Origin of the sequence: Synechococcus sp. F70.1, from assembly GCF_047502745.1 — a bacterium.
GTDB lineage: Bacteria > Cyanobacteriota > Cyanobacteriia > Thermostichales > Thermostichaceae > Thermostichus.
Map to the genome: position 1 here is coordinate 29833 of NZ_JANSJL010000042.1, position 21637 is coordinate 51469.

Below are 21637 nucleotides of genomic sequence, written 5' to 3' on the forward strand. Positions count from 1 at the left end.
CCCTAGGAATTCGCCTCTGGGCTAGCGAGTAAATCGGCCTTCTGGAGAAGGTAGCGCACCTCTGCTTGCAGCTCCGGCCACTTGTAGGTAAGCAAATTGGGCTTGGGGATAAACAGCAGCTGATAGCCGGGCTTTAGCTGGGGACAGAGAAGGCGTATGGCCTCCCGCAAGCGACGTCGCAGCCGATTTCGCCGTACCGCCGATTTGTCTACCTTTTTGCTAACCGCCAGCCCCACCTGGCTAGGGATCCCTTCACCTCCTGCCGGCATTGGCTGAAACAGCAGGGTCAAGCCCGCCGTAGAACGCCGCTGACCTGCCTGGTAAAGTGCCTGAAATGCCCGCCGATCCCGCAAGCGATAAGGAGCAGGTAGCATGGTGGCGGCTCCCAGATCCCACCCCAAGTTAACACTTGCTTGTGGCTCTAGCAGGGGAGTTGAGTGCCTCAGCAAGCAGCCAGACGATAACGCCCCTTGGCCCGCCGCCGCTTCAGGACTCGCCGCCCACCTGGGGTGCGCATTCTGGCTCGAAACCCAGAAACACGAATGCGTCTGCGATTGGTGCCACGAAGGGTACGCTGAGGCATGGTGAGAAACTAACTCGCAACTTCAACACCGCCCACCGCGGCTGGCGAGGGGGCAATCCAGTTCACCTAAAGACAGTCACTGAGAAGCCATGCTAGCAAACCTAGCGGAAAATGGGTAGATTGGAGGCCCCACGCCAAGCAGTTAAATTGGGAATCCCGAGAGTGGAGGCACTGCTTAGCTCTCGGGGTTTGTGGTGTGTCGCTCTGGGTGTGTGGCGTGGATATCTCCCTAGATCAGCTCTGGGATCAGGCTCTGGGCCATCTACAAGTGCAGCTCAGCCGGCCAACCTTTGAGGCTTGGATCAAAACAGCACGGCCTGAGTCGTTGGTGGGCAACCGCCTCACCATCTCCACTCCCAGCGAATGGGCACGAGGCTGGCTGCAGAAGCACTATGCCTCTACCATCACCGAGGTGGTGCAGCGGGTAGCAGGGATCCCTTTGCAGGTAGAGTTTTCCGTTGCTCCCCAAGCCTTGGCTGCGGAAGAGCCTCCTTCGACAGTTGAGAGGCCAAGCTCCTACTGCGCCGGCAGTTTCCCGGATTCTGTTCCTCGGGGGCTGGAGGGGGGCAGCAGCTTACCTATGCGGGCACCAGAGCTCAACCCCAAGTATTCCTTCTCGCGGTTTGTGGTCGGCCCCAACAACCGCATGGCCCATGCTGCAGCCCTGGCCGTGGCTGACAAGCCGGGGCGGGCCTACAACCCTCTGTTTCTCTGCGGTGGGGTAGGGCTAGGCAAAACTCACCTGATGCAGGCAATCGGCCACTACCAGCTAGAGGCCAATCCCCGGGCTAAGGTCTTCTACGTGTCCACCGAGCGCTTTACCAACGATCTCATCGACGCCATCCGGCGAGACAGTATGCAGTCTTTTCGGGAGCAGTACCGAGATGTGGATATTTTGTTGGTGGACGACATCCAATTTATTGAAGGCAAAGAGTACACCCAGGAGGAGTTTTTTCACACCTTTAATACCCTCCATGAATCGGGCAAGCAGATTGTGCTGGCCGCCGACCGATCCCCTCATCTAATCCCGCGGCTGCAGGAGCGACTCTGTTCTCGGTTTTCAATGGGCTTGATTGCAGAAATTCAGCCGCCCGACATCGAGACCCGTATGGCCATCCTCAAGAAAAAAGCTGAGTATGAGGGGATGAGCTTGTCGCCGGAGGTCATCGAATATATTGCCACCACCTACACCAGCAACATCCGCGAGCTGGAGGGTGCCCTCATCCGGGCCGTTGCCTACGTCTCCATTTCTGGCTTGCCGATGAGTGTAGAGACGATTCGGCCCATCCTCAACCCTCCCAGCGAACCCAAGGAAATTACTCCCGATATGATTGTTGATGTAGTCTGTGAGGAATTTGGCATCGACCGAGAGAGCTTATTGGGATCTTCCCGCAGGCGGGACGTCAGTCATGCACGTCAAATCGCCATGTTTTTGATGCGCCAACATACCCGTCTCAGCTTGCCCAAAATTGGCGACTACTTTGGTGGAAAAGATCACACCACCGTTCTCTATAGCTGTGAAAAAATTAGTCAGTTGCAGCGGGAAGATTTGCAACTTGAGCGGCAACTGCAAAACCTGTCGCAGCGGCTGCGGATCATGGCCAACAGCCGAAACAAATAGTTTTCGGCCGGGTGGGGCTGGCAGGGAGGGGGGAAGTGGGCAGAGGGCTTTGCTTGGGTGTGTTGCTCCTTGGAGCTGGACTGATGCCCCGGTGGCCAGCCTGGGCCAATTTGACCTCAACCGCCCAGGGAGATACTTTGGGGCTGGAGGGCCAAATCGATAGCCCCGTGTTGCGCCGCTGGCTGCAAGGCCCGCCCAATCTCCTGGAAGAAATCCGCAATACTCCCGCTTTGCCCACCCGTTTGCAGGCGGGTTTTGAGTCGGCTTCTGCGTGGCGAATTGCCTTGCAGGACTTGCGCTTGGGGGATCGCCTCACCCTCAGCGGCGACTATCGCCAATCTTCTGAGAACCCAGTAGTCCGCCAGTACGGCTTAGAGGTGCGCTACTTTCTTGCCCCTATGGGATCCCGCTTCAATCTAGCCCCCCAACTGGGCTACCGCGCCTTGGAATTGGAACAAGAGAACCGCCGCCTCAGGGGTGTGAGCTATGGGGCCTTCGTTGTCTTGTCCCTAGCTCTCCAAGCTGCCGACTTAACCGCCAGCTACACCTGGCTGACCCCTCAGGAGCCAGGAGAAGTCCAGGTCACCCTGGCGGAGCTTACAGCTGCCTACGCTATCAGCCCTTCCTTTCGTCTTGCTGCCCGCTACAGCCTGCGCCACTCCACCCTAGCGCGGGAATCCAGCTTTGGAGTTGGCCTGGAGTGGATCCCTTAGCGGCGCACCGCCTGCACAAAAGCTACCCAGCCAAAACTGAGATAGCGCTCCAACTGCAGCCCTGCTGCTTCCAGGTGCTGGCGCAGCTCATCGGCAGAGAAAAAGCGGAGTCCTGTCGTCTCCAGCCAGCGCTGCACCACCTGCCCCCACCCCTGAACCGGCTGACTGTGCATGGACACCAGGACGCCTCCGGGACGCAAGATGCGAGCCACTTCCTCCAGACAGGGATCCAACGGCACCTCGTTTAAGGTGGCGCCGCTAATTACTGCCCCAAAGGCTCCAGAGGCCAGGGGAAGCTGCTCCGCCCGCGCCCGCACCAGGCTGTAGTGCTGCCATTGGGGCTGGGCTTGTTGGGCTGCCTCTGCCAGCACCCCCGCCGCATTGTCCAGACCAATCACCGTCCGCTGCGGATCCCTGGCTAGGAGGAGGCGGCTCCAGTACCCTCCTGCCGTGCCTAGGTCCAAGACCGGATCTGCCTCTCCCACCAGCTCGGCCAGCAATTGGCCTTCTCGCTCGCTGCCAAAGCTTTCCCCCGACAACAGCGACAGGGCCCAGGGCCGCCAGAGGCGGTCGTAGCCCCAGGCAAAGCCGGGCAGATGGGCAATGGCTTGGGCTGGAGTGAGGGACAGCGCTGGCGAGGTGGCTAGAAAATCCACTGCCCCGGAAGGGAGGATGGGGTAAACCTGGCCACAGCGAGAACAGTAAACCCGATCCACAGCAAATCCTGGCTCCCGCGCTGGCGGCAGGCTCAGCCCTTCCTGACCACAGCTGAGGCAGCGGTAAAGATGAGCTGGCAGAGCAGACGGAAAAGAGCGCATGAGAGAACCCGACTCAAAAGGGCAGTTGCCAGGCCACGACCCCGACAACTACCCCCTTAAGCTAGTCCATTCGGCAGTCAGAGGGGATCCCTAGGCTGTCTTTGGGCTGGGCAAGCCAATCTTCTCGGGAATGGGAACGTACTCTGCCACAATGGCCCGAAACTCGTCCCCATCCAGGGTTTCCCGCTCCACCAAGGTGTCGGCCAGACGATCCAGCAGGGCGCGGTGCTCGAGCAGGATCTGCTTGGCTTTCTGGTAGCAGCTTTCCAGGATTTGCCGCACCTGCCGATCGATCTTAGCCGCCACATCTTCGGAGTACTCGACGCGGTTCATCCAGCCGCCGCCCAAAAAGACTTCGTTGTTGGGTGGATCCCACATCAGCGGCCCCAACTCGGACATCCCAAAGCGGGTCACCATTTGCCGCACCAGGTTGGTGTTTTGCTGCAGGTCGTTGCTGGCCCCCGTCGTCACTTCCGAGTAGCCAAAGACAATCTCCTCCGCTGCCCGACCGCCAAAACCGACCACCACCCGATCCAACAGCCAGGCGCGGCTGTACATGCCGGAGTCAATCTGCTCCTCGTTGGGCAGTTGCTGGGCAAAACCGCCGGCACCCCCAGAACGAGGGATGATGGTCACCTTGTTCAAGGGATCCGCATGGGGCAAGAGGGTCATCAACAGGGCGTGGCCGCACTCGTGGTAAGCAATTAGGCGCTTGCTCTTCCCGTCCAACAGCGGCGGCTTGGTCAGGCCGATGGTGATGCGGTCGAAGGCGTCGTCGATGTCCTGGTTGGTGATGGCCTTATGCTGACGACGGGCCGCCAGGATGGCCGCCTCGTTGAGCAGGTTGGCCAGATCAGCGCCGGCAAAACCAGGGGTACGGCGGGCAATAGCTTCGAGGCTGACCTCTTCCGCCAGCTTCTTGTTGCGGGCATGCACGCGCAAGATCTCGTAGCGGCCCTTAAAGCTGGGTCGATCCACGGTGATCTGGCGGTCGAAGCGTCCAGGCCGCAGGAGAGCCGCATCCAGCACATCCGGACGGTTGGTTGCGGCAATAACGATGACACCCGAGTTGCCCTCAAACCCATCCATTTCCGTCAGCAACTGGTTGAGGGTTTGCTCGCGCTCGTCGTTGCCGCCACCAATGCCAGCTCCCCGCTGCCGACCCACGGCGTCGATCTCGTCAATGAAAACGATGCAGGGGGCGTTTTCCTTGGCTTTCCTGAAGAGATCTCGCACCCGCGAGGCCCCCACGCCGACGAACATCTCCACAAACTCGGAGCCGGAAAGGCTGAAAAAGGGCACTCCTGCCTCGCCGGCAATCGCCTTGGCCAAGAGGGTCTTCCCCGTCCCCGGGGGCCCCACCAACAACACGCCTTTGGGGATCTTTGCCCCCACGGCCGTAAAGCGCTCCGGCTTCTTCAGGAAGGTGACCACCTCCTGCAGCTCTTCTTTGGCCTCATCGATCCCGGCTACGTCGTCGAACGTAACGCCAGTTTTGGCTTCCATTTGGAAGCGGGCCCGCGACTTGCCAAAGTTGATGGCCTGCCCAGGGCCACCCACTCCCCCACCTGCCCGGCGCAGGAGTAAGAACAGGCCCCCTAGAAGCATCAGGGGAATCACCAGGTTGCCTAGAATGGCCCAGAAGGCGCTGCCATCGCGGCTAGGCACCACCGTCACCTCGATCCCCTTCTTAGTAAGGCGGTCTACCAGTTGCGGCACAGTCGTAGGCAGTAGGTTGACCCGATAGCGGGTGGAGTGCTGCGTCTGGGGATCGATAGCCGTAACTTCTGCCACCAGGTTGTTGTCTAGAAGGCGCACGTCGGTAACGCGCCCCTCCTCGACATAGCGCAAGAAGCGGTCGTAGGTAAGGGCAGAGGCCAAGGCGGCGTGAGCAGGATCTAGGCTAAAGCCCTGCCAGAGACAAAAGCCCAGCACAAGAGCCATCAACCAGCGCTGGGGGGAAAGCAGCTTGTTCATAGGGAAGAAGGACACCCCATCATTAAAAGTCCTTTAACAAACTTAACCTCTTGCTCCTACCAGGCACAACCCCACAGAGGCTAGGGGATCCCGGCGGCAGTAGGTTCCTTTGCCCTAGCGGGCACCGGGGCCGAGATAGGGAGGCCATAGACACGTCGCCACATAGCGTCAGCTAGAGCGGCCGGCATTAGCCGCATCAGCCCCAGAGCCAACTTGCCGCCTGTAAAAGCAGTGTAGCGGTCGGAAGGATGAGGGTCGGTCATGGCCCGTAGGATCGGCTCTACCACCTTTTCCACTGGCCAGGCCATTCTGTTAAAAGAGCGGGCCAGCTCGGCAGCTTTGCCCAAGATGGCCTTGTAGGGGCCGTTGGGATTGACAACGGCAGCAAAGGTCTCTTCAGCCACGCGGCTAAACTCGGTGGCCACCGGCCCCGGCTCGATCACAATAACTTTGATGCCAAAGGGAGCTACTTCCACCCGCAAGGCATCGCTGAGGGCCTCCACGGCAAACTTGGTGGCGTTGTAGACGCCGCTGAAGGGCATCGAGATCTGGCCAGCCACGGAGCTGAGGTTAAGGATGCGGCCGCTGCCCCGTTCCCGCATTTGGGGCAAGAGGGCGCGGGTAAGGGCGTGCAGGCCAAACACATTGACCTCAAACTGGCGCCGCATCGCCGCCACATCCACCTCTTCCACGGGCCCCATTTGGCCGTAGCCGGCGTTGTTGACCAGGATGTCCACTCGGCCAAAGTGCTCTAGGGCCTTTTGGGCCAGCGCCTCCACCTGGGCGGTATCGGCCATGTCGGTGGGCACTGCCAGCGCCTCTACTCCGTGCTTCTCCACCAAGGTTTTGACCTCTTGCAGCAGCTTCGCGCGGCGGGCCGCTAGCACCAGGCAAGCTCCGCGTTTGGCTGCTTCCAGGGCGACGGCCTTCCCAATGCCGGCAGAGGCCCCCGTAATCAGCACCACCTGATTGGCAAGTGAAGGCATGGCTTTCCTCCCTGCAAACTTTCTCCATCCTAGAGGGACTTCAACCTAGTTGCTGAGGGGGGAAAAGCTGATGCTACGATAGCGAAGCATGCCTTCGGGCGCTACTACGGACGAGTTCAACACCGATCTGTGGTTCGCTCTGCCCCCTTTCTTCGTCCCTCCCCGCTGCCGCCTGTTTCTGAGAGCAACCGACTGAAGATATTTTCCGGCAGTGCCAATCCAGCCCTGGCCCAGGAGGTAGCTCGATATTTGGGCTTGGATCTAGGGCCAATCCTGCGCAAGCGCTTTGCCGATGGCGAGCTGTACATTCAAATCCAGGAGTCAATTCGCGGCGCTGATGTTTACTTAATCCAACCCACCTGCCGCCCAGTCAACGATCACCTCATGGAGCTGTTGGTGATCATTGACGCCTGCCGCCGCGCCTCTGCCCGCCAGATCACTGCCGTTTTGCCCTACTACGGCTACGCCCGCGCCGACCGCAAGACTGCAGGGCGGGAAGCCATCACCGCCAAGCTGGTGGCCAACATGATTACTCAGGCGGGAGCCCACCGGGTGCTGGCCATGGATCTGCACTCGGCCCAGATCCAGGGCTACTTCGACATCCCCCTTGACCACGTCTATGCCCAGCCGGTTCTTCAGGCCTACCTCAAGGAAAAGGGCCTGCTGGAGGAAGACATTGTGGTTGTGTCTCCTGACGTGGGCGGCGTAGCCCGGGCTCGGGCTTTTGCCAAAAAACTCAAGGAAGCTCCGCTAGCTATCATTGACAAGCGCCGCCAGGCCCACAACGATGTGGAGGTCATGAACCTCATCGGCGACGTGCGGGGCAAGATTGCCATCCTTGTGGATGACATGATCGACACGGCGGGCACTATCTCTGAAGGGGCAAAGTTGCTGCGCAAGGCAGGAGCCAAGGCAGTTTACGCCTGTGCCATTCATCCCGTCTTTTCCGATCCCGCTATTGAGCGCCTACGGGGTGGCCTCTTTGAAGAGGTGATTGTCACCAACACCATTCCTGTTCCCCCAGAGAAGCAGTTCCCCGGCCTCACCATCCTTTCGGTGGCCAGTGTCCTAGGGGAAGCCATCTGGCGTATCCACGAAGATAGCTCTGTCAGCAGCATGTTCCACTAACTAGCGGCGCCGTAGCACTTCCAGGCGCACTGGGGCAAGTCCTGCGCGGACCATGCCTAGGGCTTCTGCCGCCCGCAAGGAGAGGTCGATGATCCGACCTGGGATAAAGGGGCCGCGATCGTTGATGCGCACCACTGCCTGGCGGCCATTTTTCAGGTTGGTTACCCGCACCTCGGTCCCGAAGGGCAGAGTAGGGTGGGCTGCCGTCATCTCATGCCGAGTGGGGTGCAGGTCGTACCAGGAGGCGATCCCTTCCTGCACTCGCTCGACCATGAAAAGGGGATCCTGCTGAGCTGTCCTTTGCGGCGGCCGAGCGGCGGCCCTGGCAGGTAGAGTGGCAAGCTGCGGCAAGGTGGGAGCGGGGAGAGGAGGGGCATCCAGCAACAGCCGGCGCAGCCGATTGGCGGCCAAAAGAGCGGTATCCACTGGGCGTTGGTTATCCACCAGCAGCACGCCCTCGTCAATGCGCAACAGTTCCTTGTCGTTGACCTGAACGGCATAGAGGGGATCCCGGCCTTGGAACTCCGTCCAAGCTAGGGTGATGGTGGTGTCTTTCAAGGATCCCTGCGCCATTTGGTTGAGCTGGGCCACCAGAGAACTGGCCCGGAGCAGCGGCGGCTCCAAGCGAGGGTGCTCGATAAAGGTGACGATGGGCAAGTCCCGCACATAGACGGTTACTGCCTGCCGCCCGTCCATTGCGTAGGAGTAGAGGGTGGCAATGGGTTGAAGAGCAGACTGCCGCTGTTCGCCAATCTTGAGGATAGGCTCTTCAGGTAGCGGGGAGAAACTTGCCTGAGGGGAAAAGTCCTGCAGGTTCAAGGTGCCAAGTTTTGCGGGAAGGGAAGCCTTGGACTGGGGAGCAAAGACCAGATCGGCAGCAGGGGAGAGCGAAGGATTTTCCAGCGGTAACTCTGTTGCGTGGGTGGGGGCGGATCCCCTGCGGGCTGACGCTTGGGCCCTTGCCTCACTCAGCAGGCCCATGGGCCAGCTCAAGGCTGTGACACAGAGACAGCTAACCAAGCCCAGCTTGGGGGCAGGAGCCAGTCCCTGTCCGAGCCATTTTTGAGTTCGCATGAGGCCGCGCTCCTCTTCAACTCGTCCAACTTCCAACGCGAGGGTTAAAACAACGGAAGTTAATGTACCATGGATTTTTGAGGTGACGGCTTTGCCCGCCCAGGCGCAAAAGCCCAAGCCCAGTTATCACAAGGCCTTTCGGCATCTTGGACTACCGCTCAGCAGGGGTTGACATCGCTCGCGGACGCGCTTTTGTCCAAGGGATTCGGGAGCGCGTTGAGCGGTTTGGTGCAGGTTCCCCAGGACTTTTGGGGGGCATTGGCGGCTTTGCCGGCTTGTTTGAGCTGCCAAAGGGCTACCTTGCCCCGGTGCTGGTTGCCGCTGCCGATGGAGTGGGGACTAAGCTGGAGATTGCCCAGCAGTGGGGGCAGCACCGCGGCGTCGGCATCGACCTGGTAGCCATGTGTGTTAACGATGTGCTGACGGTGGGAGCCAGGCCGCTGTTTTTCCTGGACTACATTGCCACTGGCAAGCTGGAGCTGGAAGCCCTCTGGCAAGTCATCGATGGCATCTTAGCGGGCTGCCAGGAAGCCGGATGCCAACTGCTGGGAGGGGAGACGGCGGAGATGCCGGGATTTTACCTGCCTGGAAAGTACGACCTGGCAGGATTTTGTGTCGGGATCGTGGACAAGGCAGATATCCTAGACACCGCGCGGGTGCAGTTGGGGGATCGGCTGTGGGCCTTGCCCAGCAGCGGCCTCCACAGCAACGGCTTTAGCCTGGTGCGGCACATTGTGGCCGAGCGGCGCTGGCCTTGGGATTACCAACCCCCTGGCTGGGATCGACCGTTGGCAGAGGTGTTTCTCACCCCCACCCGCATCTATGTCCAAGCAGTGCAGAAACTCCAAGCAGCAGGGGTCAAGCTCCACGGCATGGCCCACATCACCGGCGGCGGCATCCCGGAAAACCTGCCCCGTTGTTTGGCTCCTGACCAGGCGGCGCGGATAGAGCCCCACAGTTGGCAAGTTCCGCCGGAGTTTCTCTGGCTGCAGGAGCAGGGCCAGGTGGAAACCTTGGAGATGTTCAACACTTTCAACTTGGGGGTGGGCTACGTGCTGGTGATCCCTCCTGAGGAGGAGAATCGGGTGAGATCCTTGCTCCCCGAAGCCTTCCCCATTGGGGAGGTGGTAGCGGCCCGCCCTGGGGAGAGCCGGGTCTTGGGGCTGGAGGAGTGGGGATCCCTAGCGCCTTGAGTCCCCACCAAAAGGGGGATGGGGATCCCCTGTGCTCCTGCTGAGCGTCGCTATGCTAAGTTTGCAGATGGCCTCGGCGTCTGCCTTAGGCCTTCTGGGCCAACAACTGCCGCTAACTCTCTAGGCGAGGAAGCGCCAATGACCGGTTTACCCACGGCTCCAGTAGCCAGAGCTGCCATTGAAGTGGAGCACCTCAGCAAAACCTACGGCCGCTTTACCGCCATCCGCGATATTTCTTTCCAGGTCAATGCCGGCGAGATCATGGGGTTTTTGGGGCCCAACGGCGCCGGCAAGACCACCTCGATGCGCATTTTGGCAGGGTATCTACCTGCTACGGAAGGAACGGCGCGGGTGGCTGGGTTTGATGTGCACGAAAACCCGATGGCGGTGCGGCAGCGCATTGGATATTTGCCGGAAAACCCGCCCCTCTACCCCGATATGACGGTGGAGGCCTATCTGCACTTTGTGGCCCAGATCAAGCGGGTCAGTGCCGGTGACCGACCTAGGCGAGTAGACGAGGTCATCCGCCGCTGCAGTCTGGAAGACAGGCGCCACACCCTTATCCGCAAGCTCTCCAAGGGGTACAAGCAGCGGGTGGGCCTGGCCCAAGCTCTGGTGCACGACCCGCCGGTGATCATCCTCGACGAGCCCACCATTGGGCTGGATCCCAAGCAGATTATCGAAGTGCGCAACCTAATCAAAAGCCTGGCAGGAGAGCACACCATCATCCTCTCCACCCACATCCTGCCGGAGGTAAGCATGACCTGCGACCGGGTGGTGATTATCAACCGCGGCCAGGTGGCAGCTGTCGGCACGCCCGCTGAGCTGACGGCTCAGTTGCAGGATCGGCAGCAGGCAAAGCTGGTGGTGGGGGCAGCCGAGGAAGCGGCCATTCGAGCAGCTCTGCAGAACCTGCTGCACGTGGAGGTGGTCAGTGTACAGCCCTTGGCCGCGGATCCCCCTCGCTGGCAGGTGCAGCTCAAGAGCAATGCTTCCGCAGAGGGCTGGATCCCAGAGGTGGCCAGGGCTCTGGTGCAGGCAGGGATCGACCTCTACGAGATTGGCCGTCCTCAGGCTTCTCTGGAAGAAATTTTCCTGCAGCTCACTACCCAAGAGGAAGCAGCAGGCGCGTTGGAGGAAGCGGCATGAACGGCGTGGTTGCCATTTTCCGCAAAGAGCTGCGCGGCTACTTCACCTCCCCCATTGCCTATGTGGTGGCGGCAGTGTTTTGGGGGCTGGCGGGGTTTTTCTTCGTCAACATCTTGGTGCGGGTCATCAATTTTTCCCAGCAGGTGGATCTGTTTGCCCAGTTTGGCCAGGAGAACCCTTTTGATGCTGCCACCATCCTGTCGCAGCAGTTTCTCAATCTGCTGGGCACCCTTTCCTTATTTCTATTGCCCATCTTCACCATGAGCTCCTATGCCGAAGAGCGGCGGCGGGGCACCATGGAGCTGCTGGCCACTTCCCCCATTACCAACCTGGAGGTGGCCCTGGGCAAGTGGCTGGCGGTGTGGGTGTTCTTCATTACCTTGCTGCTGCCGCCGCTGGTTTACCACGTGCTGGTGCTGAGCAGTTCTAACCCAGCAGTGGACTACCGCCTAACCCTGATGGGCTACGTAGGGCTTGCTCTGCTGGCCGGCAGCGTCATGGCTTTGGGGTTGTTCATCTCTTCCCTAACCGACAGCACCCTCATTGCTGCAGTGGCCACCTTTGGGCTCATCCTGCTGCTTTGGGTCATCGACGCTGCAGCGGGCCAGGAAAACACGTGGATTGCCGCTACCCTGCGGCATGTCTCGCTGCTGCAGCAGTACAGCAACTGGGTGCAAGGGATCCTCAGCAGCAGTAGCATCGTCCTTTTCCTCAGCATCATCCTGCTGGGGTTGTTTGCCACGGTGCAAGCGGTGGAAAGCCTGCGCTGGCAGCAGAGCTAGGGTTGTCCTGGGAGACGTGTGCTGATGAAGGATTGGCGGGTACTTGCAGATTGGACGGGGATCCTTGGGCTGGGCGTCATCGCCATTGGGCTGGTGGTGGGGGCTATCCTCACGGGCTGGACGGCTGTGCCGCTGAGCCTGCTGGCAGCAGGCCTGGCCCTAGTGGTGGTGTGGGGCCTCACCCACCAACGGGAAGTCGGCGTCTTCCTGGGCCTGCGCTCTACTCAAACCAACGCCAACATCCTGGTGGCGGTGGCGGCTATGGCCGTCATTCTGGTGCTGGTGAATGTGGTGGCGGTGCGCTACGACCTGCGCCTGGATCTCACCGAGGAGGGCCTGTTTACCCTGTCGCCTCAGACCCGGCAACTGGTGCAGGGACTGGCGCAGCCCGTTAAAGTCTGGGCGGTAACCACCGCTCCCGATCCCAACCTGCGGGAACAGCTGGAGCGCTACCGCCGCCTCAACCCCGACCGCTTCCAGTTTGAGTTTGTCGATCCCAACCGCGATCCTCTCACCGTCCAGCGGCTGCAGGTAACCCAGAACAACACGCTGGTGGTGGAAGCTGGAAACAGCCGCCAGCAACTGCCCCAGCCACCCGCCCCTGAGTTGGAGAGTAAGCTCACCCCGGTGCTGGCCAAGGTAGTCAACCGCGGCGAGGTGGTGGCCTATTTTGTCCAGGGACATGGGGAAGTAAGCCTGGAAGCTCGAGAGGGCACCCCAACCCTGGCCCAGGCGGTGGCCGCTCTCAAGCAGGAGGGCTATCGAGTGGAGCCCTTGAACCTTGTCCAGGCCGAGATCCCCGAGGAGGCGGATGTAGTGGTGTTGGCGGGGCCGCAGCGGGCTCTGTTTCCTGGCGAGGTGGAGAAGCTGCAGGACTATCTCGCCAAGGGAGGGCGGCTGCTGGTCTTGATTGGGCCGCGGGTGGATGCCGGCCTGGATCCCTTGCTGCAAGAGTGGGGCGTGGTTCTCAAGGATGACCTCATCCTGGAGGTCAGCAGCATCAGCCAGCTTCTGGGGACAGGGCCAGCCGTAGCCTTGGTTACGGACTACGGGGATCACCCCATCACTGCCCCGCTAGCTGCCCAGCGGCTGATGACCCTTTTCCCTCTAGCTCGCTCGGTGGAAACCCAAGAGCGGCAAGGGATCCAAGCTACCCCTCTGCTGCGCAGCAGCCCCCAGAGTTGGGGGGAAACCAGCCCCAATCTGGAAGGCGGCCCGCTGCAGTTTGAGCCAGATCAAGACAAGCCCGGCCCCCTAACCCTCGGCGTAGCCCTAACCCGCCGCCTAGATAGCGAGAAGAAGGAGTCAGAATCCCAGGAGGCGCCGCCAGAGGCCCGCTTGGTGGTGGTTGGCAATGTCAACTTTGCCCTCAACGGCAACTTGCGGCAGCAGGGCAACCGCGATCTTTTCCTCAACACCCTCAACTGGCTTGCTGAGCGAACGGAACAAATCTCCATCCGCCCCAAGTCCATTACCGACCGCCGTCTCACGTTGACGGAACAAAACTTCCGCTGGCTGATCCTGGGATCAACAGTGCTGCTGCCGCTGGTGGCGTTGGGATCGGGAGCCGTGCTCTGGTGGCAAAGGCGGTAGAGCGGGAGGAGGACAAGCATGTTCAAGCGCAGCACTTGGATTCTCTTGGGCTTGGCAGTGGCTGCTCTTCTGGGGTATTTCCTCCTTGACAGCTTTCAGCAACTGCGCCAGCAGCAGCAGGCGGAGCGGGCGCGGCTCTTCCACTTTGCCCCCGACACCATTGCCCGCATCGAGATCCGCCAGCAGAAAGACAGCCAGCCAGAAGTTATCCTCCTGGAGCGGACCCCGGAAGGAGAAAAGGGATCCCGTTGGCGCATCCGCCAGCCTATCCAGTCAGCGGCGCTGGACTTCCCGGTGGAGCAGTTGCTCAACACCTTCTCCCGCCTCACGCCTCAGCTAACCTTGGAGGAAGCTAACGATCTAGCTGCTTTTGGCCTGGATCAGCCGCGCCAGCAGATTGCCCTCTTCCCCAAAGAAGGGGAGCCCTACCGGCTGGCCATCGGCAATGACAACTTCGACGGCTCCGGCTTCTACGCCCAGCCCGAAGGGGGAAAAGTAGTGCTTCTTGCCAGCAGCCAAAAGGGATCCCTGCTGCCTTCCCTCTTGGCTTTGCGAGACAAAACCCTGCTGAGCTTTGATAGGGCAGCGGTGAAGTCTCTCCAAGTGCAACTAGCCGAGGCAGAGGTTGTCCGTTTGCAGCGGCAGGAAGAGACTTGGCAGATCGTCGAGCCCCGGGTGCTGCCTGCTGATGACCTCAATGTCGACCGTCTGCTCAGTACGCTGTCTCGCCTGCAAGCGGTGGAGTTTCCGGCTGAAACCAAGGCGGAGCTAGCTCCCTACGGTCTGGAGCAGCCTTCTGCCCAGCTAACCGTTGAGCTTAAGGACGGCAAAACCCTGAGCGTAGCCTTGGGCTCGGAAAAAGAGGGCCAAGTGTACGTCATCACCTCTGAGCACCCGGCGGTGGCTACCCTCCTCACCAGCACTGCCGACATCCTCCGCGCTGACCTAGAGGAGCTGCGGGATCACCGCCTCGCCCGCCTCAACCCCAACCAGGTAGGTCAAGTTACCCTGGAGTTGCTGGAGGAGCGAGTTACCCTCAACCCTCTGCCCCAGGAGAAGGGATCCCTGGAGGTGCGCTGGGAAAACCCAGAACGGCCCGGCCAGGTAGTCAACCTCAGCTCCCTCTTTGCCAGCCTCAACGCTGCCCGCGCCAAGGAGTTCGTGCCCGCAACCGATCCCGAGGCTCAAAAGGCCCTAGCTGCTCCCGACCTTACCCTTGACATTGCACCCAAGCCTGAGATGGAGCAGGAGCCTTTGACCCTGAGCCTAAGCTCTGCTGGCCTGCGGGCCTACGCTCGCAGCAGCCGCCAGCCCGATATCGCCGTGCTTGACCTTAGCACCTTCAACAGTATTGAAACAGAGGTCAAGCGTCTTCTGGAGGAGAAAGGGGCAGAGGAAGGAACGCCTGCTCCCACCGCTTCGCCCTAGGAGGGCGGGGCAGCCACCTGGTTTGCCTGGGGCTGGGATCCCTTCTTCAGGGTCTCCCCCTGGATGGTGAGAACTGAGCAGGGAGCGCGGTGGAGCACGTAGTTGCTGACGCTGCCCAAAAATAGCTCGCTTAGCCCAGAGTAGCCACGGCGACCCACCACGATGAGGTCGGCTTTCCAGGAGCGGGCCAAGTCGCAGATAACCCGGCCAGGGCTGCCGTAGCTGAGGTTGCATTCAGCCCGAACTCCCTCCTCAGTCGCTTTTTCCGCCAGCGAGCGCAGATAGTTCATCTGGTTTTGCTCGAAAATGGCGCACTGCTCCCGGTAGGACTGCCACAGCTCGGCACTGAGAGCAGAGCTGTAATCCATGCCCAGAATCATAGGGGGCTCTGGGGCACCGGGCTCTTCCTGAGACAGAACATGGAGGATCATCATCTCGGCCTGCATGGCTTTTGCCACCTGCAGAGCCCCTTGAAATACCCCTTCGCTCAGCTCCGACCGATCCACTGCCACCAGAATCCTTTTGAACATACCGATTTCCTCGACCGCATGAGTCTCTCTTGGCAATAAGGAGCAACCTATCCTCCTGGGGGGCGGGCGAAACCTAAACCCCCTTACCTAGCCAAGTAGGAGATCCCTAGGGCTAGAACGGAACCTCGTCTGGGTTGAGCGGAGGGGCGGCATCTTCTTCCCCAGGCTCCCCGCTTGCCTCGCCCATCTCAGTGAGGGAGAGAACGCGAGCAGAGCTGAGTTGATGAATGCGGCGGGCAGTAATCTCCGCCAGCTTTTCCTTTCGTCCATCTCGCTCCACCACATTCATGTGCAGCTGACCCTCTACCGTGATCTGATCCCCCACCCGACAGGTATCCACCACCCGCTGGGCCAGCTCCCCAAAAGAGGAAACCCGCACCTGGTAGGGCGGCTCCTCTGGGCGCAAGCTGGGGAAGCGCAAGAGCAAAGAGGCAACTGCCAAGTTGTCAGGTGTGTAGCGCAGCTCTGGCTCGCTCGCTACCTCCCCCATCAAAACAATCGAGTTCATAACAAAGCCACGGGAAGTTTGCTAGGGCCTTATATTTCTAGTCTGTGCTCTGGCCGGGATTCTGTCGACTCAATCCAGGCGCAGGGTCATGTAGCGCAGGACGTTCTCGTTGATGCGCAGATTCTTCTCCCAGGTGGCCACTGTCTTCGGCTCGGCCTTGTAGTTGACCTGGATGTACAGTCCTTCCTTAAACTTCTTCATCTCAAACCCGGCGAAGCGGCGCTTGCCACGGTTGGTAATTTCTAGCTCAGTTGCCCCGTTTTCTCGCAAGAGAGACTCCTGTTCGCTAAGGAGTTGGGCGAGGGGTTCCTCCGAGAGGTCGGGGCGCACAATCAGCATCGTTTCGTAAGCGCGCGGCATGGAAGCAGGTTCTCCTTGAGAATCCAACTTGAGGTGCAGTTGACTATCCTAGCTGCTCTTTCTGGAACCGGAAAAGCCACCTCCCCCCTCTGCGGCCAAAAAAGCGGGTAGAGCTCCGTAAGAGGAGAACCTTTCTCCGATACAATAGGGGGTGCTTCGATAGCCATAGCTAAGAGACTCTAGGGTTCCAAGCATGAGCGCCGAGGAAGTTTACCAGCGTGTTCGCAAGATTGTGTCCGAGCAGCTGGGAGTGGAAGACGACAAAGTAACCCTGGAAGCCAATTTCCAGAACGACCTAGGGGCTGACAGCCTCGACACGGTCGAGCTGGTCATGGCCTTCGAGGAGGAGTTCGATCTAGAGATCCCCGATGAGGACGCTCAGGGCATTGCCACTGTGCAGGATGCCGTCAACTACATCCTCTCCAAGAAGAAAGCTGCATAACCTGCGGGAGGATGGGGGCCTTCCCCTGATTTAGCGTTGTCTACAGATCCTGCCCTTGCTCCTATGTCCGTTCCACTCCCCTCCAAGCGTCGCGTCGTCATCACGGGGCTGGGGGCAATAACCCCGCTTGGCAATTCTCCTGCTGAGTTTTGGCAGGGCTTGCTGGCAGGGCGCTCTGGCATTGGGCCAATTACCCACTTCGACGCCTCCCGCCACGAGTGCCGCATTGCTGGGGAGGTGAAGGGGTTTGATCCCCTCGACTACCTAGATCGCAAGGATGTCAAGCGCACTGACCGCTTTGTCCACCTGGCGTTGGCTGCCACTCAGCAGGCCCTAGAGGATGCCCAATTTCGGATTACCCATCTCAATGCTGAGCAGGTGGGGGTGGTGCTGGGCAGCGGCATCGGCGGCATCCGGGTCTTGGAAGAGCAGCAGACCATTTATCTCCAGAAAGGGCCAGATCGCTGCAGCCCCTTTATGGTGCCGATGATGATTGCCAATATGGCAGCAGGCCACGTGGCCATTCACTTTGGCGCCAAGGGGCCCAATTTCTGTACGGTAACAGCCTGTGCTTCCGGCTCCAACGCCATTGGTGATGCCTTCCGGCTCCTGCAGCGGGGAGAGGTACAGGCTGTGATTGCGGGGGGTACGGAGGCAGCCGTAACCCCTCTGTCGGTGGCCGGGTTTAGCGCCATGAAAGCTCTTTCCACCCGCAACCACGCCCCGGAGCAGGCCTGCCGGCCCTTTGACCGGGATCGGGATGGCTTTGTCATGGGGGAAGGGGCAGGGATCCTGCTGCTGGAGGAGCTGGAGCATGCTCGCGCCCGCGGCGCCAAGATCTATGCCGAGATCGTCGGCTACGGCCTCACCTGCGACGCCCACCACATCACCAACCCTGCCCCCGCTGGCGAAGGTGCCGCCCGTGCGATGCGGCTAGCCCTTAAAGATGCCGGGATCCAGCCTGACCAGGTGCAGCACATCAACGCCCATGCCACCGGCACGCCTGTGGGGGATGTTGCCGAGGTGCAGGCCATCAGGGCAGTTTTTGGTGAGCATGCCCCTCGCCTAGCCATCAGCGCCACCAAGTCCATGACCGGCCACCTGTTGGGGGGAGCAGGCGGCATTGCCACCGTAGCGACGGCCCTAGCCATCTACCACGGCTGGGTTCCCCCCACCCTCAACTTGGATAACCCCGACCCCGAGTGCGAAGGGCTGGACTTTGTCCCCCATAAGGCGCGGCAGATGGCTGTTGACGTGGCCTTGGTCAACGCCTTCGGATTTGGGGGGCACAACGTGACCCTGGCCCTGCGCCGCTATTCCGCCGACTAGGGGATCTTGCCCATGTCCACCCCCGAAGGCCCCTTGCCCTCGATTCGTCAGCAGGCTCTGGCTGCCCTGACTGCAGAGCTAACCCAAAGAGGCCACCCGCCTGAGTATGCCCAGCACATGGCGGCGGCGGTGATTTTTCAGGCCGATCTGGATCTCTGCACAGCCCAGTTGGCGCGCCTCCTGAGTTGGCTCAAGCAAAACCACCCCAATCTCTATCCAGAGGCAGTGCAACTGGTGGATGCCACCCGCGAGGAGTTTGAGCGGCGAGTTCAAAGGGGGTAGTGGCGGGGATCCCAGCGTTAGGATGGGGAGAGTACCCCTCATTCCTGATTTTGCCGATGGCGCCAAAAAGCGAGGTCGAGGGAGTCCCTGTAATGGCCCCTGCAGAGGCGCCGCACCCTGGGGAAGAAACCCAGCCAGCCAAGCCCGCTGTGGAGGATAGGCCCTCAGAATTGGCTGGGAACGGATCCCTGCTGCTCCAAGTAGGGGGGATGAGTTGTGCTGGCTGCGTCCGGACCGTTGAGCAGCTGCTCCTAAGCCAGCCTGGAGTGGTCAAGGCCAGGGTTAACTTGGTTACCGAGTCGGCCCTTGTGGAATTTGCCCCCGGGATCCAGCCTGACCCAGAACAGCTGGCCCGGATCTTGACAGAGGCGGGGTTTCCCAGCACTTTTCCCCAAAATCAGGCCCCCTTGGTAGCGGGCGAAAAGGCCCTGGACGCGCCCGCGGATCCCCTGGCCCGGCAGCGGCAGCAAACCCAAGACCAAAGTCGCCAGGCCCTCGCCGCCGCTTTTTTGCTGCTGGTCTCTGCCGCTGGCCACCTGGATCTGTTCACCCGTTTGGGCTTGCCCGTTCTCAACGACGTCTGGCTGCACTGGGGGTTGGCGACGTTGACTTTTCTTGGCCCAGCTCGGGGCATTGTCCTGGACGGCTGGCGGGCGGCGCGGCGGCTAGCTCCCAACATGAACACGCTAGTTACCCTGGGATCCGGATCCGCCTACCTGGCCAGTTTGGTGGGGCTGTTGGCCCCGCAGGTGGGTTGGGAGTGCTTCTTCGACGAGCCGGTGATGATGCTCAGCTTCATCTTGCTGGGACGGGCGCTGGAACAGCAGAGCCGTCTGCGGGCTGCTAGCAGTTTGCAGGCTTTGGTGAGCCTGTACCCCACCTCAGCTCGCCGGCTGCGAGCCCAAGAAGGGCTGGGATCCGACTGGGTATCCCAGGAGGGAGAATGGTGCCCCGTTGAACAAGTCCAGGTAGGGGATTGGCTGCAGGTGCGCGCTGGCGAACAGATCCCGGTGGATGGGGAGGTTATTGCCGGCCAGGCCATGGTCAACGAGGGCATGCTCACCGGGGAATCCCTACCCGTGCTCAAACAGCCAGGGGATTCGGTTGTGGCCGGGACGGTCAACCAATCGGGAGTGCTGCTGTGTCGGTCTACGCGCACTGGGAAAGACACCATCCTGGCTCAGATTATCCGGCTAGTGGAGGAAGCCCAAGCCCGCAAGGCCCCCATCCAGAGCCTGGCCGACCGGGTGGCCGGTTACTTCACCTACGCCGTAGTGGCGCTAGCCTTTCTCATCTTCGCCTTCTGGTACTGGATCGGGATCCCTCTTTGGGGAAGCGAGATCCTGATGGGAGTTGGCCTCCACTCCTACCTGCACCTGGGGGATCACCCCCCTCCTTCAACTCCCCTGCTCCTCAGCCTTAAGCTGGCCATCTCGGTGCTGGTGGTGGCCTGCCCCTGTGCGTTGGGATTGGCCACGCCGACAGCCATTCTGGTAGGCACCGGCCTGGGAGCGGAGCGGGGACTGCTCATCCGCGGCGGCGACGTCCTGGAGAAGACTCACCGCTTGCAAACAGTCGTCTTCGACAAAACCGGCACCCTCACCCAGGGGGATCCGCACCTGACGGATTGCCTTGCCCTCGACCCCTCCCTGGATCCGGCTCGACTGCTGCAGCTGGCGGCCACCGTGGAAAGCGGCACTTGCCATCCTCTAGCCCAAGCCATCCTGGGAGCCGCCCGCGAGCAAGGACTGCCCCTGCTTTCTGCCGACGAGTTTTACACCCAGGCGGGAGTGGGAGCCTCGGCGCGGGTGGAAGGAAAGCAGGTTATCTTGGCCTCCCTCGAGGGGCTGGCTACCCTGGGGATCCCGATTTCCCCTCCAGCCCAGGCCCAAGCCGAGGCGTTGCTGCAAGCTGGCAAAACGGTGGTGGGCGTGGCTGTAGAGGGATCCCTGGCAGGGCTGCTGGCGGCCCAGGATCCCTTGCGGCCTGATGCCCAGGCAACGCTGCAACAGCTCCAGAAAATGGGCCTACAGGTGGTCTTACTGACTGGGGATCGAGCCGAGGTGGCTCACCAGGTGGCCCAAGCTTTGCAGGTGCCAGGGATCCGCGTCATCGCCGAGGTGCAGCCAGCCGACAAGGCTCAAGTCATCCGAGATCTGCAGGCCCAGGGCCAGAGAGTTGCCATGGTGGGCGATGGCATCAACGATGCACCGGCTTTAGCCCAGGCCGATGTGGGCATTGCCCTGCACTCTGCTACTGCTGCCGCTCTGGAGACTGCCGATATCATCCTCATGCGCAACCGCCTCTGGGACGTCGTGGAAGCCATCCGTCTCAGCCGCGCCACCTTTCACAAGATCCAGCAAAACCTCCTCTGGGCTATTGGCTACAACCTGCTGGGGATCCCGCTGGCAGCAGGGGTGCTCCTGCCCGCCTTTGGCATTGGCCTGAGCCCGGCAATGGCTGGGGGTCTCATGGCCTTGAGCTCCCTCAGTGTAACCCTCAATTCGATTCTCTTGAGGAGAACATTTGTGCCCCGTGAATTTTCGAGTAACTACAGCTAAAAAGTGTTAGAGGCTGCGAACAACCGAACATTGATTGTTAAATATTTGTTAATCTTCCGAGTTTTTACTGAGCTGCTGACATAGCAACTGCTGCATACAAGTTAGGAAAATTTAGCAAGTTCGACTAACTCTGACTAAAAAATGCATCATCTTTAACCTTTTGCAACCTGGGCCTATGATTAAGTTCAGACTAGCCCATGAGGGCACTCTTTGGTTTTTTGCCTAACAGCGCAGGATCCGTGAAAATACTGGAGAAACTGATCCTAGAGGGGCAAGGGGAGTAAAAGTATGGCAATGCTAGGGGATCTTCAGGAATTCTCCCTGAGCGACCTATTGCATTTGATGGAGAAGGGTAAGAAATCGGGGCAATTGTCTGTCTGGGCGCCCAATGGTATCTACCGCATCTGGCTTTATCAAGGCCGGGTGATTGCCGCCTTGCCCCCTGAAGAAAAGCATCGCTTGGAAAACCTGCTAACTGGCTCTAGGCTAGTGGACAGCCAGGTGATTAGCCAGTTGGTTGCCAGGGGTCTGGAGGAACCTCTGGGGCGTTGCCTGCAGCAGCAAGGGTTGATCTCCCCTG

Annotated in this window: 22 protein-coding genes; 13 read left to right on the plus strand and 9 right to left on the minus strand. The window is 60.5% G+C overall.

Annotated features, from left to right (window positions below; translation table 11 throughout):
- Positions 1-2 precede the first annotated feature (2 nt).
- Positions 3-374 (minus strand): ribonuclease P protein component, encoded by a 372-nt coding sequence (rnpA, locus tag NW860_RS03465; protein WP_414393714.1) that lies wholly within the window; start codon positions 372-374, stop codon positions 3-5.
- 68 nt (positions 375-442) lie between these two features.
- Positions 443-583 carry a 50S ribosomal protein L34 gene (rpmH, locus tag NW860_RS03470; protein ID WP_414393711.1) on the minus strand — a complete coding sequence of 47 codons (141 nt, stop codon included), beginning with the start codon at positions 581-583 and terminating at the stop codon, positions 443-445.
- A 217-nt stretch (positions 584-800) separates the two neighbouring features.
- Between rpmH and dnaA the strand changes: the two genes are divergently transcribed.
- Positions 801-2204, plus strand: coding sequence for a chromosomal replication initiator protein DnaA (gene dnaA, locus NW860_RS03475; protein WP_414393807.1), 1404 nt, complete (start codon positions 801-803; stop codon positions 2202-2204).
- 83 nt (positions 2205-2287) lie between these two features.
- On the plus strand, positions 2288-2917 hold the full coding sequence (locus NW860_RS03480; RefSeq protein ID WP_414411232.1) for a hypothetical protein: 630 nt from the start codon (positions 2288-2290) through the stop codon (positions 2915-2917).
- Here the strand turns inward: NW860_RS03480 and NW860_RS03485 are convergent.
- From NW860_RS03485 to NW860_RS03495, 3 genes are all read right to left on the minus strand, one after another.
- A complete protein-coding gene (locus tag NW860_RS03485; RefSeq protein ID WP_414512409.1) occupies positions 2914-3735 on the minus strand; it encodes a class I SAM-dependent methyltransferase in 822 nt (273 codons plus the stop codon). The genes NW860_RS03480 and NW860_RS03485 overlap by 4 nt on opposite strands.
- A gap of 90 nt (positions 3736-3825) precedes the next feature.
- A complete protein-coding gene (gene ftsH / locus NW860_RS03490) occupies positions 3826-5712 on the minus strand; it encodes an ATP-dependent zinc metalloprotease FtsH (protein ID WP_414512411.1) in 1887 nt (628 codons plus the stop codon).
- Between the two features lie 80 nt (positions 5713-5792).
- On the minus strand, positions 5793-6698 hold the full coding sequence (locus NW860_RS03495) for an SDR family NAD(P)-dependent oxidoreductase (protein ID WP_414393700.1): 906 nt from the start codon (positions 6696-6698) through the stop codon (positions 5793-5795).
- Between the two features lie 129 nt (positions 6699-6827).
- Between NW860_RS03495 and NW860_RS03500 the strand changes: the two genes are divergently transcribed.
- Positions 6828-7826, plus strand: coding sequence for a ribose-phosphate pyrophosphokinase (locus tag NW860_RS03500; RefSeq protein ID WP_414393698.1), 999 nt, complete (start codon positions 6828-6830; stop codon positions 7824-7826).
- Here the strand turns inward: NW860_RS03500 and NW860_RS03505 are convergent, their stop codons facing one another.
- Positions 7827-8819, minus strand: coding sequence for a septal ring lytic transglycosylase RlpA family protein (locus NW860_RS03505; RefSeq protein WP_414512414.1), 993 nt, complete (start codon positions 8817-8819; stop codon positions 7827-7829). It abuts the gene before it with no gap.
- A 227-nt stretch (positions 8820-9046) separates the two neighbouring features.
- Between NW860_RS03505 and purM the strand changes: the two genes are divergently transcribed.
- The 5 genes from purM to NW860_RS03530 all read left to right on the plus strand — a co-directional run bounded on the left by purM (position 9047) and on the right by NW860_RS03530 (position 15045).
- Entirely contained in the window at positions 9047-10093 is a 1047-nt protein-coding gene (gene purM, locus NW860_RS03510; RefSeq protein ID WP_414512416.1) for a phosphoribosylformylglycinamidine cyclo-ligase, read from the plus strand.
- 138 nt (positions 10094-10231) lie between these two features.
- Positions 10232-11242: an ABC transporter ATP-binding protein gene (locus NW860_RS03515; protein ID WP_414425810.1), complete on the plus strand. Its 1011-nt coding sequence runs from the start codon at positions 10232-10234 to the stop codon at positions 11240-11242.
- Complete coding sequence (locus NW860_RS03520; protein WP_414423231.1) at positions 11239-12024, plus strand: ABC transporter permease; 786 nt, start codon at positions 11239-11241, stop codon at positions 12022-12024. Before NW860_RS03515 ends, NW860_RS03520 begins: the two co-directional genes overlap by 4 nt.
- 24 nt (positions 12025-12048) lie before the next feature.
- A complete protein-coding gene (locus tag NW860_RS03525) occupies positions 12049-13617 on the plus strand; it encodes a GldG family protein (RefSeq protein WP_414512430.1) in 1569 nt (522 codons plus the stop codon).
- 18 nt (positions 13618-13635) lie between these two features.
- Positions 13636-15045, plus strand: a complete 1410-nt coding sequence (locus tag NW860_RS03530) for a DUF4340 domain-containing protein (RefSeq protein ID WP_414512418.1) — start codon at positions 13636-13638, stop codon at positions 15043-15045.
- On the opposite strand, the gene NW860_RS03535 is transcribed toward NW860_RS03530, so the two are convergent.
- The 3 genes from NW860_RS03535 to rpsF all read right to left on the minus strand — a co-directional run bounded on the left by NW860_RS03535 (position 15042) and on the right by rpsF (position 16443).
- The gene (locus tag NW860_RS03535; protein ID WP_414410487.1) at positions 15042-15575 is read right to left on the minus strand and encodes a universal stress protein; all 534 of its coding nucleotides are present in this window, start codon (positions 15573-15575) and stop codon (positions 15042-15044) included. The genes NW860_RS03530 and NW860_RS03535 overlap by 4 nt on opposite strands.
- A gap of 112 nt (positions 15576-15687) precedes the next feature.
- Positions 15688-16083: a single-stranded DNA-binding protein gene (locus tag NW860_RS03540; protein ID WP_414393678.1), complete on the minus strand. Its 396-nt coding sequence runs from the start codon at positions 16081-16083 to the stop codon at positions 15688-15690.
- A gap of 69 nt (positions 16084-16152) precedes the next feature.
- On the minus strand, positions 16153-16443 hold the full coding sequence (rpsF, locus tag NW860_RS03545; protein WP_414393677.1) for a 30S ribosomal protein S6: 291 nt from the start codon (positions 16441-16443) through the stop codon (positions 16153-16155).
- 193 nt (positions 16444-16636) lie between these two features.
- Between rpsF and NW860_RS03550 the strand changes: the two genes are divergently transcribed.
- The 5 genes from NW860_RS03550 to NW860_RS03570 form a co-directional block, all read left to right on the plus strand.
- Complete coding sequence (locus NW860_RS03550) at positions 16637-16885, plus strand: acyl carrier protein (RefSeq protein ID WP_414393674.1); 249 nt, start codon at positions 16637-16639, stop codon at positions 16883-16885.
- A 63-nt stretch (positions 16886-16948) separates the two neighbouring features.
- Complete coding sequence (gene fabF / locus NW860_RS03555) at positions 16949-18214, plus strand: beta-ketoacyl-ACP synthase II (protein ID WP_414411224.1); 1266 nt, start codon at positions 16949-16951, stop codon at positions 18212-18214.
- A gap of 12 nt (positions 18215-18226) precedes the next feature.
- Positions 18227-18496 carry a hypothetical protein gene (locus tag NW860_RS03560; protein WP_414393669.1) on the plus strand — a complete coding sequence of 90 codons (270 nt, stop codon included), beginning with the start codon at positions 18227-18229 and terminating at the stop codon, positions 18494-18496.
- Positions 18497-18588: 92 nt separating this feature from the next.
- Entirely contained in the window at positions 18589-21057 is a 2469-nt protein-coding gene (locus NW860_RS03565; protein ID WP_414512422.1) for a heavy metal translocating P-type ATPase, read from the plus strand.
- A 288-nt stretch (positions 21058-21345) separates the two neighbouring features.
- Positions 21346-21637: DUF4388 domain-containing protein (locus NW860_RS03570; RefSeq protein WP_414512424.1), on the plus strand; the 292-nt coding region annotated here is incomplete at its 3' end.

Coding starts and splice junctions, on each gene's coding strand:
- rnpA (WP_414393714.1), bottom strand. CDS start 374: ATGCTACCTGCTCCTTATCGCTTGCGGGATCGGCGGGCATTTCAGGCA.
- rpmH (WP_414393711.1), bottom strand. CDS start 583: ATGCCTCAGCGTACCCTTCGTGGCACCAATCGCAGACGCATTCGTGTT.
- NW860_RS03480 (WP_414411232.1), top strand. CDS start 2,288: ATGCCCCGGTGGCCAGCCTGGGCCAATTTGACCTCAACCGCCCAGGGA.
- NW860_RS03485 (WP_414512409.1), bottom strand. CDS start 3,735: ATGCGCTCTTTTCCGTCTGCTCTGCCAGCTCATCTTTACCGCTGCCTC.
- ftsH (WP_414512411.1), bottom strand. CDS start 5,712: ATGAACAAGCTGCTTTCCCCCCAGCGCTGGTTGATGGCTCTTGTGCTG.
- NW860_RS03495 (WP_414393700.1), bottom strand. CDS start 6,698: ATGCCTTCACTTGCCAATCAGGTGGTGCTGATTACGGGGGCCTCTGCC.
- NW860_RS03515 (WP_414425810.1), top strand. CDS start 10,232: ATGACCGGTTTACCCACGGCTCCAGTAGCCAGAGCTGCCATTGAAGTG.
- NW860_RS03520 (WP_414423231.1), top strand. CDS start 11,239: ATGAACGGCGTGGTTGCCATTTTCCGCAAAGAGCTGCGCGGCTACTTC.
- NW860_RS03525 (WP_414512430.1), top strand. CDS start 12,049: ATGAAGGATTGGCGGGTACTTGCAGATTGGACGGGGATCCTTGGGCTG.
- NW860_RS03530 (WP_414512418.1), top strand. CDS start 13,636: ATGTTCAAGCGCAGCACTTGGATTCTCTTGGGCTTGGCAGTGGCTGCT.
- NW860_RS03535 (WP_414410487.1), bottom strand. CDS start 15,575: ATGTTCAAAAGGATTCTGGTGGCAGTGGATCGGTCGGAGCTGAGCGAA.
- NW860_RS03540 (WP_414393678.1), bottom strand. CDS start 16,083: ATGAACTCGATTGTTTTGATGGGGGAGGTAGCGAGCGAGCCAGAGCTG.
- rpsF (WP_414393677.1), bottom strand. CDS start 16,443: ATGCCGCGCGCTTACGAAACGATGCTGATTGTGCGCCCCGACCTCTCG.
- NW860_RS03550 (WP_414393674.1), top strand. CDS start 16,637: ATGAGCGCCGAGGAAGTTTACCAGCGTGTTCGCAAGATTGTGTCCGAG.
- fabF (WP_414411224.1), top strand. CDS start 16,949: ATGTCCGTTCCACTCCCCTCCAAGCGTCGCGTCGTCATCACGGGGCTG.
- NW860_RS03560 (WP_414393669.1), top strand. CDS start 18,227: ATGTCCACCCCCGAAGGCCCCTTGCCCTCGATTCGTCAGCAGGCTCTG.
- NW860_RS03565 (WP_414512422.1), top strand. CDS start 18,589: ATGGCCCCTGCAGAGGCGCCGCACCCTGGGGAAGAAACCCAGCCAGCC.